The following is a 14816-nucleotide window of genomic DNA, read 5'->3' as shown; positions in this document are numbered from 1 at the left end:
CCCGTTATCGGGCTACAACCGCAGTAACAGGACCCGTGCAGGGGTGTTACGCACAGCCTCGACCAGGCAGCCGAGAGTGGGGTGGTTAGGGAGATATAGCAGCCAGGCGGGAAGCAACCAGATGGCTTTCTGGGTTAATCCTTTTGTAGATAAACCTCAGCGAAGCCCCAGCCGACGGGCCAATCGGCTGAGGTTGGCACGGTCCAGACCCAGCTCGCGCGCCGCTGCCGCCCAGTTGTCCTGATGCCGTTGCAGGCACGCTTCGATCACCTGGCGCTGGTAGCTGTCGACGGCCTCGCGCAGGCCACCCTCGGGCAGGTTGGCTACCGACAGCGGCGGGGCAGGGAGGGGCGTGGCTGCGGCCGCCGGTGCCGTTGTACGCACGTCCAGGTCGCTGGCCTCAAGGGTCAGGATACGTGGCCGGTCGGGGTGTTGGCCCAGCGCCTTGAGCGCTGAACGGCCGATCAGGTGTTCCAGTTCGCGCACGTTGCCAGGCCAGGCATACGCCAGCAGCGCGGCCTGGGCCTCACTGCTCAGGCGCAGGCTGTTCAGGCCCAGGCGCGAACGGTTCTGTTCGAGGAAGTAGCCGGCCAATAGCAGCACATCACGCCCACGTTCGCGCAGTGGCGGTACCTGCAGCGGGTACACGCTGAGGCGGTGATAGAAGTCGGCGCGGAAGTTGCCGTTGCGCACTTCGGCCGCCAGGTCACGGTTGGTGGCGGCGATCAGGCGCACGTCCACGCGGTGCTCGCGGTCCGACCCCAGGCGTTGCAACTGACCGCTTTGCAAAACGCGCAGCAGCTTGGCCTGCACGGTCAGCGGCAGTTCGCCGACTTCGTCGAGGAACAGCGTTCCGCCGTTGGCCAGTTCGAACTTGCCGCGGCGCTCGCCGTGCGCGCCGGTGAAGGCCCCGCGCACATGGCCGAACAGCTCACTTTCCACCAGGGTGTCCGGCAGGGCTGCGCAATTGAGGCTGACCAGCGGCTGGTTGGCGCGGCTACTGGCCTGGTGCAGGGCTTGCGCCACCAACTCCTTGCCAACACCGGTTTCGCCGGTGATCAGTACCGTCAGGTCGCTGCCACCGACCAGGCGGATCTCTTCCACCAGGCGTTTGTGGGCCGGGCTTTGGCCGATCAGCTCCTGGTGCTGGCCACTGGCCTGGCGGTAGATTTCGGCGCGGTGGTGTTCGTCTTCGGCACGCAGGGCCAGGTGGTGGATACGCTCGGCCACGGTTACGGTCGCGGCGGCCAGGCTGGCGAAAGCTTGCAGGGCGTCCAGCTCCAGGCTCTGGAACTGCCCCGGGGTCAGCGCATCGAGGGTGACCAGGCCCCATGGGCGCTCATCGACCATCAGCGGGCAGCCCATGCAGTCGTGAACTTCGAGCGAGGCCGCGACGGCGGTCACCAGGCCATCGTAGGGGTCGGGCAGCTCGGAATCGCTGGCGAAGCGGGTGGGCTCGGGGCGGCTGAGCAGGATCTGGAAGCGCGGGTGTTCGCTCACCCGGAACCGCCGGCCGAGGGTATCGGGGCTCAGCCCGTCCACGGCCAGCGGTACCAGCCATTCGCCGTCCAGGCGCAGCAGCGCGGCGGCATCGCATGGCAGCAGGCTGCGCATGGCCTGCAACAGGCGGCGGTAGCGCTCCTGGTCGGGCAGTTCGCGGGACAGGTCACTGACCAGTGGCAGCAACGTGGTGAGCAAAGGCTTTGTGGTCATATGGACTCCAGTAGGTCGTTATGACTATACCGCCCGCTGGGTCTTTTTGACATGGTAAGTCTCAACTGATTGATTTAGTTGGAAATTTGAGTTGGCACGATTGGTGTAATGACTTAGGCATCATTTGAAGCCCTAGGCCCAGGAGTCACCGCAATGCTCAATGCCGACCAACGTGCGATCATCAAGGCCACTGTTCCACTGCTGGAAAGCGGCGGGGAAGCGCTGACCACTCACTTTTACAAGATGATGCTCAGCGAGTACCCCGAAGTGCGTCCGCTGTTCAACCAGGCCCACCAGGCCAGTGGCGACCAGCCGCGCGCGCTGGCCAACGGCGTGCTGATGTATGCCCGCCACATCGACCAGCTGGAGCAACTGGGCGGCCTGGTCGGGCAGATCATCAACAAGCACGTCGCCCTGCAGATTCTGCCGGAGCACTACCCTATCGTCGGCAGTTGCCTGCTGCGCGCCATCGAGGAAGTGCTGGGCAAGGACATTGCCACCCCGGCGGTGATCGAGGCTTGGGGGGCTGCCTATGGTCAGTTGGCCGACATCCTGATCGGTGCCGAAGAAAACCTTTACCAGCAAAAGGAAGCGGCCGAGGGTGGCTGGCGCGGGACCCGCGAGTTCCGCCTGGTGCGCCGCGAACAGGAAAGCAGCGAAATCGTTTCGTTCTACTTCGCCCCTGTAGACGGCAAACCGGTGCTCATGGCCGAGCCCGGGCAGTACATTGGCCTGAAACTGAACATCGACGGTGCCGAACAGCGCCGCAACTATTCGCTGTCGGCGTTGTGCGACGGCAAGGAGTACCGCATCAGCGTCAAGCGCGAGGCGGGCGGCAAGGTGTCCAACTACCTGCATGACCAGTTGCAGGTTGGCGATACCCTGCAACTGTTCCCGCCAGCAGGTGACTTCACCCTGGCAGCCAGTGCCAAGCCGCTGGTACTGATCAGTGGCGGTGTGGGCATTACCCCGACGCTGGCGATGCTGCAGGCCGCCCTGCACACCGGGCGTCAGGTGCATTTCATTCACTGCGCACGCAATGGTGCGGTGCATGCCTTCCGCGACTGGATCGATGGCCTGGCGGCGCGCCACCCGCAGCTCAAGCGCTTCTACTGCTATGCCGAGGCGGATGGTGGTGCGGCCGATGCCGTGGGCGTGCTGAGCGAAGACCTGCTGGCCGAGTGGCTGCCGCGTGAACGGGACGTGGATGCGTACTTCCTTGGGCCGAAGGGCTTCATGGCGGCGGTCAAGCGCCAGCTCAAGGGCCTGGGCGTGCCGGAACAGCAGAGCCGCTACGAGTTCTTCGGGCCGGCAGCGGCGCTGGAGTGAGGTAGTGGCCGTACCGGCCCTATCGCCGGCAAGCCGGCTCCCACGGGGACTGAGCAGGTTTTGGGGCTTGTAATGTTCCCTGTGGGAGCCGGCTTGCCGGCGATAGGGCCGGCCCAGGCTTATGCATTTCCAGCGGCATGCCACGCATCACACCTTTCTGCCTATATATAAAGGAAAGATGAAAGCACCAGCGCCGCTTTCATTCTTAATCATCCTTTAATCACGGTATCCTTCACTCCCGGGTGTCGAGGGGCTTGCCCCTGCGCGGCGCCCGGGCAGTGGTTTTTTGCCGCCCGCCGTTGAACCGACCTCGTTCTGGCCGGTCTCAGCCACACCGGATAGCCCTGCGCAGTGCTATCACGCCGCTTCCTCGGCACGCTCACAGGCCCCGCTCAGCGTGTAGACTTGCGCCAGGGCAGGCGGACCACGCTGCCACTTTCCATCGAAGGAACCGGTAATGAACGAACAAACATCGCGCCTGAATCGGGAACGGCGCTTTCTGGTGCTGCTGGGCCTGATCTGCATTTCGCTGATCGGCGGCGCGCTCTACATGCAGGTGGTACTGGGCGAGGCGCCGTGCCCGTTGTGCATCCTGCAGCGCTACGCACTGCTGTTCATTGCTGTGTTCGCGTTCATCGCGGCGGCCATGCCCGGGCGCCGTAGCCTGACGTTCTTCGAGGCCCTGGTCGTGCTCAGTGCCATTGGCGGAATGATTGCGGCTGGCAACCATGTGTATATACTCGCCAACCCGATGGTCAGTTGTGGTATCGATACGCTCCAGCCGATCGTCGATGACCTGCCGCTGGCCAAGCTGTGGCCCTTGGCATTCCAGGTCGACGGCTTCTGCAGCACGCCATACCCGCCGATCCTCGGTTTGTCGCTGGCGCAATGGGCGCTGGTAGCCTTCGTTCTGACCGCTGTGCTGGTGCCGCTCGGCATCTACCGAAACCGCCGCCAGGCTTAGACAAAAGTCCCGATTTGCGTGGGGTCTTTTACAGCCCGCGAGAACAGGGAAAAGTTGCCGCCCGCTTGATCTGGATCAATCTCAAAGCCTTGCAGCATGCGGCTTTGAGGCCTGGCAAGCGGGGTGCGACAAACTGTCGCGAAGTTGAATAATCAGTCGCCATTGTTGCAGATTCTGTAAAAGACTGTTGCTCAATAAGTCATAGTCAAGGGTTGGCGACCTAACTACAATCGCCCCCAATTCCCGTTCGGCACTGCTTGCGAGTCGCAGGATTGAAGGAAGCCCCAGCGCTTCTTTTTGCTGACTTCGTCAAGTTTCGCCCAACGGCGATACCGGGCGGACCCCCCTCCGCGTTTTCCCGCACCAAATGGACTTGGTCTGAAGTACAGGCCTGTTGCCTACGAAACCAAAAGCACCGCTAACCCGCTTGAGCCAAGGTCCTGCAGTCAGACCCAGGCAGGAGCGAGTACGGGCGCGACATGCCTCACTTGGCAGGACGAAGTGTTGGCTACCAAAACACAAATTGCATTGAAGCAAGCTGATCTAGAGGTCGTGAGATGAGTAAAAAGCGTTACCCCAGACTGTTTGGCATATTGCCCTTTTTAGGCATGCTTTTACTCAGTGGGTGCAACTGGACCCTGCTCGACCCGAAGGGCCAGGTCGGCATTGAGCAAAAGAACCTGATCCTGATCGCTACCGGGCTTATGCTGCTGGTGGTGGTGCCCGTCATCATCATGACCCTGGCGTTCGCCTGGAAGTACCGTGCTTCCAACAAGGCTGCCACCTACACCCCTGACTGGTCGCACTCGACCAAGATCGAGGCCGCGGTGTGGATCATCCCGATCCTGATCATCATCGCCCTGGGTTACGTCACCTACAAGTCCACCCACAAGCTGGATCCGTACCGTCCGCTGGACTCCGACGTCAAGCCGGTACAGATCGACGTGGTCGCGCTGGACTGGAAGTGGCTGTTCATCTACCCGGAGCAGGGCATTGCCACGGTCAACAAGATCGTCTTCCCGGCTAACACCCCGGTCAACTTCCGCGTCACCTCCGACGCCGTGATGAACTCGTTCTTCATCCCGGGCCTGGGCGGCCAGATCTACGCCATGGCCGGCATGACCACCAAGCTGCACCTGATCGCCAACGAAAACGGCGAATTCGACGGTATCAGCGCCAACTACAGCGGTGCTGGCTTCACCGGCATGAAATTCAAGGCTACTGCCACTTCCCAGGAAGACTTCGACAAGTGGGTCGCCGAGGTCAAGCAGTCGCCGAAGAAGCTGGACAAGGCCGAATACGAAGCCTTGGCCAAACCAAGCGAAAACAACCCAGTCGCGCTGTATAGCGAGGCATCGCCAGAGCAGTTCCAGCTGATCGTAGACAAGTACGAAGGCATGAACCGCGGCCGTAGCCACGAAGAAGCTGGCAGCAAAGATCTGGCCACAACCAAGGGTGTGGAATCGAGTATGCAACCAGCTGCCGGTGCAGAGGAGTAAGAGATGTTCGGTAAATTAAGCCTGGAGGCGATACCCTATCACGAGCCGATAGTCATGGTGACGCTTGCCATGATCGCGCTCGGCGGTATCGCTGTCGTCGGTCTTATCACCTATTTCCGCAAGTGGACCTACTTGTGGAGCGAGTGGCTGACTACTGTCGACCACAAAAAGATCGGCGTGATGTACATCATCGTCGCGATGGTCATGCTGCTGCGCGGTTTTGCCGACGCCATCATGATGCGTACCCAGCTGGCTGCCGCAACCGGTGGCTCCGAAGGCTACCTGCCGCCTGAACACTATGACCAGATCTTCACCGCCCACGGTGTGATCATGATCATCTTCATGGCGATGCCGTTCTTCACCGGCCTGATGAACCTGGCGGTTCCTCTGCAGATCGGTGCACGTGACGTTGCCTTCCCGTTCCTGAACTCCCTGAGCTTCTACCTGCTGCTGGCAGGCGTGCTGCTGGTCAACATTTCGCTGGGCGTTGGTGAATTCGCCAAGACCGGCTGGGTTGCCTATCCGCCGCTCGCAGGCATCCAGTACAGCCCTGGGGTAGGTGTCGATTACTATATCTGGGCGCTACAGCTATCCGGATTGGGTACGACGCTTACCGGCGTGAACTTCCTCGTCACCGTGATGAAGATGCGCGCACCTGGCATGAAGCTGATGGACATGCCGATCTTCACCTGGACCTGCACCTGGGCCAACGTCCTGATCGTTGCATCGTTCCCGATCCTGACTGCTGCACTCGCGCTGCTGACTGTTGACCGTTATCTGGACTTCCACATTTTCACCAACGAGCTTGGTGGGAACCCGATGATGTACGTCAACCTGTTCTGGGCGTGGGGTCACCCTGAGGTTTACATCCTGATCCTGCCGGCCTTCGGCGTGTTCTCGGAAGTGACTTCGACGTTCTCTGGCAAACGCCTGTTCGGCCACCACTCGATGATCTACGCATCGGGCGCGATCGCCATCCTTGGCTTTGCGGTATGGCTGCACCACTTCTTCACCATGGGTGCCGGCGCCAGCGTCAACACCTTCTTCGGCCTGGCGACGATGCTGATCTCCATCCCGACCGGTGTGAAGCTGTTCAACTGGCTGTTCACCATGTACCAGGGCCGCGTGCGCTTCACCCCGCCGATGCTCTGGACCCTGGGCTTCATGGTCACCTTCTCCATCGGTGGCATGACCGGCGTACTGCTGGCCGTTCCAGGTGCTGACTTCGTTCTGCACAACAGCCTGTTCGTTATTGCGCACTTCCACAACGTGATCATCGGTGGCGCGGTATTCGGCTACATCGCCGGCTTCGCCTTCTGGTTCCCGAAAGCCTTCGGCTTCACCCTGAACGAGAAGTGGGGCAAAGCTGCCTTCTGGTTCTGGCTGTCGGGCTTCTACGTTGCGTTCATGCCGCTGTACGCCCTGGGCTTCATGGGCATGACCCGTCGTCTGAACCACTCCGACAACCCACTGTGGGAACCCTACCTGTACGTAGCCGTTGTCGGCGCCGTGCTGATCCTGTTCGGTATCGCTTGCCAGCTGATCCAGCTGTACGTTTCGGTCCGCGACCGCAACCAGAACCTGGACGTGACCGGCGACCCATGGGGCGGCCGTACCCTGGAATGGTCGACTTCTTCGCCACCTCCGTTCTACAACTTCGCTCACATGCCTGAGAAAGTTGGCCTGGACTGCTGGCACGAAGCCAAGGAAGAAGGCGTTGCGTACAAGGTTCCGGCCAAGTACGAAGCCATCCACATGCCGAGCAACACTGCTACCGGTCTGTTCATGGGCCTGTTCCTGACCGTCTTCGGCTTCGCTTTCATCTGGCACATCTGGTGGCTGGTGGGCGCGAGCCTGGTTGCAACCATCGCGGTCTTCGTTCGCCACGCTGCACGTGACGACCAGGGCTACATGGTTCCGGCCGAAGAAGTGGCGCGCATCGAAGGCGAGCGTATGAAAGCGCTGGCCAATGCAGGTGCTCTGCCTGCCGGCGCACGTGTCGAATCGTTTGAGCGGGTGTAATCAATGTCCAGTCAAGTAATGCACGGCGGCGCAGCTCATGGTCACGACCATGGGCATGACGACCACCACCACGACTCGGGCCAGATGACCGTACTGGGTTTCTGGCTGTACCTGATGACCGACTGCATCCTGTTTGCGTCGCTCTTCGCCACCTACGCGGTGCTGTCCGGCAGTTTTGCCGGCGGCCCGTCGGGTCACGACATCTTCCAGCTCGACTTCGTAGCTGTTGAAACGCTGTTCCTGCTGCTGTCCTCGATCACCTTCGGCTTCGCCATGCTGAAGATGTTCGATGGCAAGAAAGCAGGTGTGCTGGGCTGGTTGGCTGTGACCTTCCTGTTCGGTGCAGGCTTCATCGCGATGGAAATCTATGAATTCCATCACCTGATCGGCGAGGGCTTCGGCCCGCAGCGCAGTGGCTTCCTGTCGGGCTTCTTTGCCCTGGTAGGTACCCACGGCCTGCACGTGACTGCTGGTCTGATCTGGATGGCAATCATGATGTACCAGATCAACAAGCACGGCATCACGCCGACCGCCAAGACCCGCATGAGCTGCCTGAGCCTGTTCTGGCACTTCCTGGACGTGGTCTGGATCTGCGTATTTACCGTCGTTTACCTGCTGGGGGTTCTGTAATGGCTAACGCACACGACACTCATCACGAAGGTAATCACGGCAGCGTCAAGTCGTACATGATCGGTTTCGTACTGTCGATCATCCTGACCGCGATCCCGTTCGGCCTGGCCATGACCGCCAGCCTGCCGAAGAACCTGACCGTTCTGATCATCGTTGCCATGGCCGTGATCCAGGTGGTTGTGCACCTGGTGTACTTCCTGCACATGGACCGCTCGAAAGAGCAACGCAACAACGTATCGACGTTCCTGTTCACCACGCTGGTGATCGCACTGCTGGTCGGCCTGTCGCTGTGGATCATGTTCAGCATCCACTTCGAAATGCTGGCCAAGTGAGGTAAGACTGCATGTCCGTTAAGCACTTTATCCAAATCACCAAACCGGGGATCATTTTCGGTAACGTGCTTTCCGTGGCAGGCGGTTTCTTCCTTGCCTCGAAGGGCCATGTGGATTTCGCCCTGTTCCTGGCGGCGGTGATCGGTACTTCGCTGGTGGTGGCGTCCGGGTGCGTGTTCAACAACTGCATCGACCGTGACATCGACCACAAGATGGAGCGCACCAAGAACCGCGTGATGGTTCAGGGCGGCATGTCGCTGCCCCTCGCGCTGATCTACGCCACCCTGCTTGGGGTGGCGGGTTTCAGCCTGCTGTATGTCCAGGCCAACCCGCTGTCGGCGTTCTGCGCAGCAGTAGGGTTCGTCGTCTACGTCGGCTTCTACAGCCTGTGGCTGAAGCGCAAGTCGGTGCACGGCACCTTGGTCGGCAGCCTGTCGGGTGCCATGCCCCCGGTGATCGGTTACTGCGCCGTGAGCAACAGCTTCGACCTGGCTGCGGTAACCCTGCTGGTGATGTTCAGCCTGTGGCAAATGCCGCACAGCTTTGCCATTGCCATCTTCCGCTTCAAGGATTACAGCGCTGCCAACATTCCGGTGCTACCGGTGGCGCGCGGCATTCTGGCGGCGAAGAAGCAGATCGTGCTGTACGTACTGGCTTTCGTGCTCGCTACCTTGATGCTCACCCTCGGCGGTTACGCCGGCCTCGGCTACCTGGCCGTGGCAGCTGCCATGGGCCTGTACTGGCTGTACATGGCCTGGGGTGGCTACAAGGCCGAGGACGACAGCAAGTGGGCGCGCAAGGTGTTCGGCTTCTCCATCCTCACCGTCACTGCCCTGAGCGTGATGATGGGTGTGGACAGCCAAACTGCTGCGGACGTGCTGATGACATACGCACGCTGAAATAGCTGCCTGTTTCACGAAAACCCTGGCCATGTGCCGGGGTTTTTTTATGGGTGTTTTTCCTGTTCCGGCCTTTTCGCGGGCTTGCCCGCTCCCACAGGTACGGCGCAGGTCCCAGGGGCTGCGGGTAACCCTGTGGGAGCGGGCGAGCCCGCGAAGAGGCCAGCGCAGGAAAACATAAATCCTGTATTTTCAAAAAATACTTCTGAAAAAATCTAGAAAAACAGGATTTTGTCCTTTACAGGTATCCTGTCTCGGCACTATCTTCTGATCCAGGCCGCCATATCGGCCAGCGTCGCTCGGACGGTTCCGGGCGCTTACGTTCTCAGAGGAAACCATGGCCAACCCAGGTTCGCCGCGCCGCTTTGCGCGCATCGATCGTCTCCCCCCTTACGTCTTCAACATCACTGCCGAGCTCAAGATGGCTGCCCGCCGCCGTGGCGAGGACATCATCGACCTGAGCATGGGTAACCCCGATGGCGCCACGCCGCCGCACATTGTCGAGAAGCTGGTGCAGGTTGCCCAGCGTGAAGACACCCACGGCTATTCCACCTCGCGCGGTATTCCGCGCCTGCGCCGGGCCATCGCCAACTGGTACAAGGAACGCTACGAAGTCGACATCGACCCGGAGAGCGAAGCCATTGTCACCATCGGTTCGAAGGAAGGCCTGGCGCACCTGATGCTCGCCACCCTCGACCAGGGCGACACCGTGCTGGTGCCCAACCCCAGCTACCCGATCCACATCTACGGCGCGGTGATCGCCGGCGCCCAGGTGCGCTCCGTGCCGCTGGTGCCGGGGGTGGACTTCTTCAACGAGCTTGAGCGCGCCATTCGCGAGTCGATACCCAAGCCGAAGATGATGATCCTTGGCTTCCCGTCCAACCCCACCGCGCAGTGCGTAGAGCTGGACTTCTTCGAGCGTGTGGTGGCACTGGCCAAGCAGTATGGTGTGCTGGTGGTGCATGACCTGGCCTATGCCGACATCGTCTATGACGGCTGGAAAGCCCCGTCGATCATGCAGGTGCCGGGCGCCAAGGACATTGCGGTGGAGTTCTTCACCCTGTCCAAAAGCTACAACATGGCGGGTTGGCGCATTGGCTTCATGGTCGGCAACCCCGAGCTGGTCAATGCGCTGGCGCGGATCAAGAGCTACCACGACTACGGCACCTTCACCCCGCTGCAGGTGGCGGCCATCGCTGCCCTGGAAGGCGACCAGCAGTGCGTGCGCGACATTGCCGAGCAGTACCGCCAGCGCCGCAACCTGCTGGTCAAAGGCCTGCACGAGCTGGGCTGGATGGTCGAGAACCCCAAGGCGTCGATGTACGTATGGGCGAAGATTCCGCCAGCGTATGCGCACCTGGGGTCGCTGGAGTTTTCCAAGAAGCTGCTGGCCGAGGCCAAGGTATGCGTGTCGCCGGGCATCGGTTTTGGTGATTACGGCGATGATCATGTGCGCTTTGCCCTGATCGAGAACCAGGACCGCATTCGCCAGGCCATCCGCGGCATCCGGCAGATGTTCCGGGCTGACGGGCTGGCCCGCAAGTAAGGCCATCGCCACCCAAGGCCGCTCCCACAGGGACCACGCAGCATCCGAAAGCTGCGCTGTACCGGTAGGAGCGGCCTTGTGTCGCGAAAGGGCTGCAAAGCAGCCCCAGGATCTTCAGCCGGGCGAGCTTTCCGCCTGCATTCCAAGCCTCAGCCAACCTACCTTCGGCACTCATTTCTCACCGAAGGGATCCCCCATGAGTGTCTTCACCGCCTATTTCTGCGGCACCGGCTCGCACCGCTTCGACCACGCCAACCCCAACTTCTGGAACGGCGAGCTGGTTTCGACCCTGGCCAGCAACGAGCAGGGCCACGAGTTCGCCCATTGGATTGCTGTGGATGGTCCAGGCAGCGGCAACCTTCAGGATGACAACCTGTTCGTGGAACCTGGTGGCTATTACAACTGGACCGGGCAGCTGTTTGGCCGCGGCTGGGAAGAAAACGTCAACCACGTGCTGCAGGTGATCAAAGGCGAAAGCAACTGGCAGCGCAACGAACTGAGCAAGGAAGAATACGAGCGGCTGAAGCAAGCCGGGGTGCCGATACCGGATGCCGGGTCTGCGGCCTCATGGTTCTGGCGCAACTACAGCTACGGCGCCCGCCACCCCACACCGCAGCAATTGCAGGAGGGCATCATCAGCATGTTCCGCAAGCCGCGCCTGCCGACCCAGGTCAACCTGGTGGGCTGGAGCAGGGGAGGGATCAGTTGCCACATGCTGGCCAATGCCATGGCACAAGACCCTGTACTGCGCGACATACCGGTGAACATCTTTGCCATCGACCCGGTACCGGGCGTTGGCAATGTGCAGCAGCAGCGGGTCAGCCTGACCGGCAACGTGAAGGAGTACGTGGGGTTCTATTCACGGGATGAGCGTTCCAAAGGGTTTGCCTGCGTGGTTCCTGCCGTGGCGAGCACTACACGCATCTGCATCTATCCAATGCCTGGCCGGCACGCCACGCTGGTAGGCAACGCATCGCTTGACGGCGCGGGCGCGGGCAAGGTGTTGGCTGAGCCGGGGTTGATCGTTCGCCACTTTGCCGAAGTCTGCCTGGCCCGCTGGGGTGTGCAGTTGGGCAAGCGCCTGGCGTTGACCGACAGCCAGCTGATGCAGTATCACCAGCAAATGGCGGCGGCAGACGACCAGTACCAGGCCATGCGAAAGGCGTCCTATACCGTGATCACCGAGGGTGAGAAGGACGACCGCCTGGTGCACTGTGGCCAAGCGCCCATGCGCTTCAGCGAGGTGCAGGGTGCAGCCTACGAACCCAGCACGGGCCTGGCCTTGCAGCGCTGGGACGCCGACACCTACAAAGCCATCTGCTAGCGTTGCCAGGCGGCCGGATCAGCGGCAATTTTTTTTGCATTGCCCCTCTATCCAGCCGCCCCTGCTTGGACTGAGAATGGCGCCGCGGGCCAGACCCGATAACAACAACCTTCCCTCCGTGCCATCATGTCCGAATACAACCCTTGCCTTGACTGCGGCGCCTGCTGCGGGTACTTCCGTGTGTCTTTCTTCTGGGGCGAATGCCAGTCTGCCGGGGGCGTTGTCCCGGATGACCTGGTGGTGCAGGTCAACCCTACCCGTGTGGCCATGATCGGCACCGATGCCAAGCCGTGCCGCTGTATCGCCCTTCAGGGCGAGGTCGGCAAAGAGGTGGCCTGTACCATTTATGCCAACCGCTCCAGCCCCTGCCGTGAGTTCGAGGCGTCGTGGGAGGGTGGGGTGCATAACCCCAGCTGTGACGCCGCCCGAGCAGCATATGGCCTGCCACCGCTGACACCGCCTGGGGCCAACGAGCCGCATTGGCCGGATGACGGGGCCGAGGTGGCCTGAAATTTCTCTGGGCACAACGCGAATGATGCTGCCACCCAAAGTTGAGAAAAGTATTCAGGCAGCTGTTCCATTCGAGCCCTACGACTGATTTGATTTTTTCGTCGGATTTCATGAATTGACTCCTCGGACAGTCGTTCGCCGAATCGATGTGGCTAGGGTCGGTACCGGTATGGCTGGTGGATTTACCTGTGGCAAGGGCACGTTTTCGTATTCGGTCAGAAGTAGGGCAGTTCGGGTTTCAGCCAATCGTTCAGCTTCATTCAAAAATGATAATTCAAGTGCCCGGTTGTCCGCGCTGTGAGCAACTAGATACGATCGCTGCTGCTGATTCAAATCGGCGACAGCACTATAAATTTGTCGATGGATCGCATCGTTTGTACTGTTTATCGCCGCCCTGGCTTTTTCCGCAAATGTTGCCAAGTCTTGAGCCGCTTGTGCGTCTCGTCTCGCGTTCGCATCGGCAAGTCTAGCTTGACGCTTAAGTAATGCTTCACGCTGACGTAACCTCGAAGATTCTCGGAGAGTGGGATTACCTCCGTGGCGACGTTGTAAGGAATTTGCCGGACCAAATGGGGTGCGAGTTTTTCCGCTTGGGTCCGAAAAGTTAATTGGGTCGCCGATGCAATAGCAATAGCTATTGATCCCGCCCAGCGAAAATGGACTTTCTGCGTCCGGCGTGTTGAATCTCATCAATCGACTGTTGTAGGGGCGATGACCATTCCCAAGTAGATAAAGCTGAGACAGCGTGTCTTGAAATTCACCATTGTAGGCAAGGGTCGGAGTCGTTGAATCAGAGACAGTGTGCAGGCCGTAGGCTGTGTACGTCATTTCTGTCTGGTTGCTACGCCGTTTCATTTGTAGGTGGGCGTTCTCGTCGAACAACTGGGTCATCACGATCAATGGCTCCGCCGTTAGAAAACCGAGTTCAACACTGTCTCAGTTTGTGGGCAGTCACAACTGGCATTTTTGTCAGGCCCTGCTGGCATGGTGGGAGCGGGCATGCCCGCGAAAGGATCACCAGCTGTAAGAAGATTCTGAACTTGAAACCAAATGCTTCAGGTTGCCAGGGATTAGGAATTATCCTACGAGCTCAGTCGGATGCCGTCTGATAGGCAAGTAGGAACCTCAGAGATAACGTTCCAGCGTCGCCACAAATGGCGATCGGGTGTGAGAAGCCCGGTGTTTCGAGATGGCTTGCCAGTTATGGCAGCCGTGCGCGTGCAGACTTCGGTCTGGCCGTGAAACCTCGGACACGGTCTTCTCACCTCGCGTACGGCTGCCACCTTATCTGTGAGAAGGATGCGAGTGGTTGCCTCTGAAAATATTTCCGAGATGACTATGAAAAGACTTGTACCTGATACACCCATTACTGACGTTACCTACCAAGCCGCCAAGTCCCAGGCCACCCAGGTCATGGACCACCTCTCCGGCACCATTCTCCAATACCTCGACGCCGAAGCCCCAGCCGTGCGCTCCAGCCTGCTGGAAGCGATGTCAGCCCAAACCGACCTGTTACAAGCCTGCTGGCCCACATGAAAGAGCAGGAGGCCAAGGCATGAGCGACCACCTCAAGTCCCGCACCACTGCAGGCGTGGAGAAATTTCTTGAGCTGTATCGGGTAGAGCCGGGTGTGCCGCTCGACCTGGCATTCGATGAATTGTCGGTGCTGATCGGCTGCATCAAGCACCTGAACGAAGAGGCCGAGATGGAGGGCGACAAGATCGCCGGCAGCGCGGCGCGGATTCTCAGTGCCATGGCCAAGGCGCTGATCAATGATATGGAAGTGGGGTTGAATCGCGGCGCCTGAGCGATTTTTGGGGCCGCTCTGCGGCCCATCGCCGGGAAGCCAGCCCACGGGGGGCGCATCAGGGCTGACAGGTGTTTGCCACAAGGTATGCAGCGCCTGTTAGAGCGAGCGCCGCCCGCGCGGCGCATCGCGAGCTGCGCTCGCTCCTACGTTTGTTTCGGGCCAATTATTCCTGTGGGATTTGCGCGCGAACGCCTTGGTGCATGCCTCAAAATCGCGTCGTACGAACAAGGCGGCCGCG

Annotated in this window: 14 protein-coding genes; 12 read left to right on the top strand and 2 right to left on the bottom strand. The window is 60.4% G+C overall.

The genetic code is table 11. The features are described 5' to 3' along the window. Positions 1-156: 156 nt before the first annotated feature. Positions 157-1713, bottom strand: a complete 1557-nt coding sequence (gene norR, locus GYA94_RS08520) for a nitric oxide reductase transcriptional regulator NorR (protein ID WP_110678782.1) — start codon at positions 1711-1713, stop codon at positions 157-159. Positions 1714-1866: 153 nt separating this feature from the next. On the opposite strand from norR, the gene hmpA reads away from it, so the two are divergent. From hmpA to GYA94_RS08470, 10 genes are all read left to right on the top strand, one after another. Next, positions 1867-3042: an NO-inducible flavohemoprotein gene (hmpA, locus tag GYA94_RS08515; RefSeq protein ID WP_161892124.1), complete on the top strand. Its 1176-nt coding sequence runs from the start codon at positions 1867-1869 to the stop codon at positions 3040-3042. A gap of 457 nt (positions 3043-3499) precedes the next feature. After that, positions 3500-4006: a disulfide bond formation protein B gene (locus GYA94_RS08510; RefSeq protein ID WP_009685199.1), complete on the top strand. Its 507-nt coding sequence runs from the start codon at positions 3500-3502 to the stop codon at positions 4004-4006. 557 nt (positions 4007-4563) lie between these two features. Continuing rightward, positions 4564-5505, top strand: coding sequence for a ubiquinol oxidase subunit II (gene cyoA / locus GYA94_RS08505; protein ID WP_054890292.1), 942 nt, complete (start codon positions 4564-4566; stop codon positions 5503-5505). 3 nt (positions 5506-5508) lie between these two features. Further along, complete coding sequence (gene cyoB, locus GYA94_RS08500) at positions 5509-7527, top strand: cytochrome o ubiquinol oxidase subunit I (protein ID WP_110678787.1); 2019 nt, start codon at positions 5509-5511, stop codon at positions 7525-7527. 3 nt (positions 7528-7530) lie between these two features. Further along, positions 7531-8157, top strand: a complete 627-nt coding sequence (gene cyoC, locus GYA94_RS08495; RefSeq protein ID WP_029886722.1) for a cytochrome o ubiquinol oxidase subunit III — start codon at positions 7531-7533, stop codon at positions 8155-8157. Beyond that, the gene (gene cyoD, locus GYA94_RS08490) at positions 8157-8489 is read left to right on the top strand and encodes a cytochrome o ubiquinol oxidase subunit IV (RefSeq protein ID WP_003248599.1); all 333 of its coding nucleotides are present in this window, start codon (positions 8157-8159) and stop codon (positions 8487-8489) included. The genes cyoC and cyoD overlap by 1 nt, the downstream gene beginning before the upstream one ends. A gap of 11 nt (positions 8490-8500) precedes the next feature. Then, on the top strand, positions 8501-9388 hold the full coding sequence (gene cyoE / locus GYA94_RS08485) for a heme o synthase (RefSeq protein WP_029886721.1): 888 nt from the start codon (positions 8501-8503) through the stop codon (positions 9386-9388). Between the two features lie 337 nt (positions 9389-9725). Then, on the top strand, positions 9726-10934 hold the full coding sequence (gene alaC, locus GYA94_RS08480; protein ID WP_054911420.1) for an alanine transaminase: 1209 nt from the start codon (positions 9726-9728) through the stop codon (positions 10932-10934). A gap of 196 nt (positions 10935-11130) precedes the next feature. Then, positions 11131-12258 carry a hypothetical protein gene (locus tag GYA94_RS08475; protein ID WP_110678789.1) on the top strand — a complete coding sequence of 376 codons (1128 nt, stop codon included), beginning with the start codon at positions 11131-11133 and terminating at the stop codon, positions 12256-12258. 126 nt (positions 12259-12384) lie between these two features. Continuing rightward, the gene (locus tag GYA94_RS08470) at positions 12385-12768 is read left to right on the top strand and encodes a YkgJ family cysteine cluster protein (RefSeq protein ID WP_029886718.1); all 384 of its coding nucleotides are present in this window, start codon (positions 12385-12387) and stop codon (positions 12766-12768) included. Positions 12769-12876: 108 nt separating this feature from the next. Here GYA94_RS08470 and GYA94_RS08465 read toward each other — a convergent pair whose 3' ends face one another. After that, positions 12877-13659 (bottom strand): RHS repeat-associated core domain-containing protein, encoded by a 783-nt coding sequence (locus GYA94_RS08465; RefSeq protein WP_161892123.1) that lies wholly within the window; start codon positions 13657-13659, stop codon positions 12877-12879. A gap of 447 nt (positions 13660-14106) precedes the next feature. Between GYA94_RS08465 and GYA94_RS08460 the strand changes: the two genes are divergently transcribed. Continuing rightward, positions 14107-14304 carry a hypothetical protein gene (locus tag GYA94_RS08460; RefSeq protein ID WP_174824176.1) on the top strand — a complete coding sequence of 66 codons (198 nt, stop codon included), beginning with the start codon at positions 14107-14109 and terminating at the stop codon, positions 14302-14304. 19 nt (positions 14305-14323) lie between these two features. Next, positions 14324-14575: a DUF3077 domain-containing protein gene (locus GYA94_RS08455; RefSeq protein ID WP_110678793.1), complete on the top strand. Its 252-nt coding sequence runs from the start codon at positions 14324-14326 to the stop codon at positions 14573-14575. Positions 14576-14816 lie beyond the last annotated feature (241 nt).

This window comes from Pseudomonas juntendi (assembly GCF_009932375.1).
Taxonomy (GTDB): Bacteria; Pseudomonadota; Gammaproteobacteria; order Pseudomonadales; family Pseudomonadaceae; genus Aquipseudomonas; species Aquipseudomonas juntendi.
Note: the sequence above shows the minus strand (reverse complement) of the source record. Positions and strands in the feature narration are given on the sequence as shown.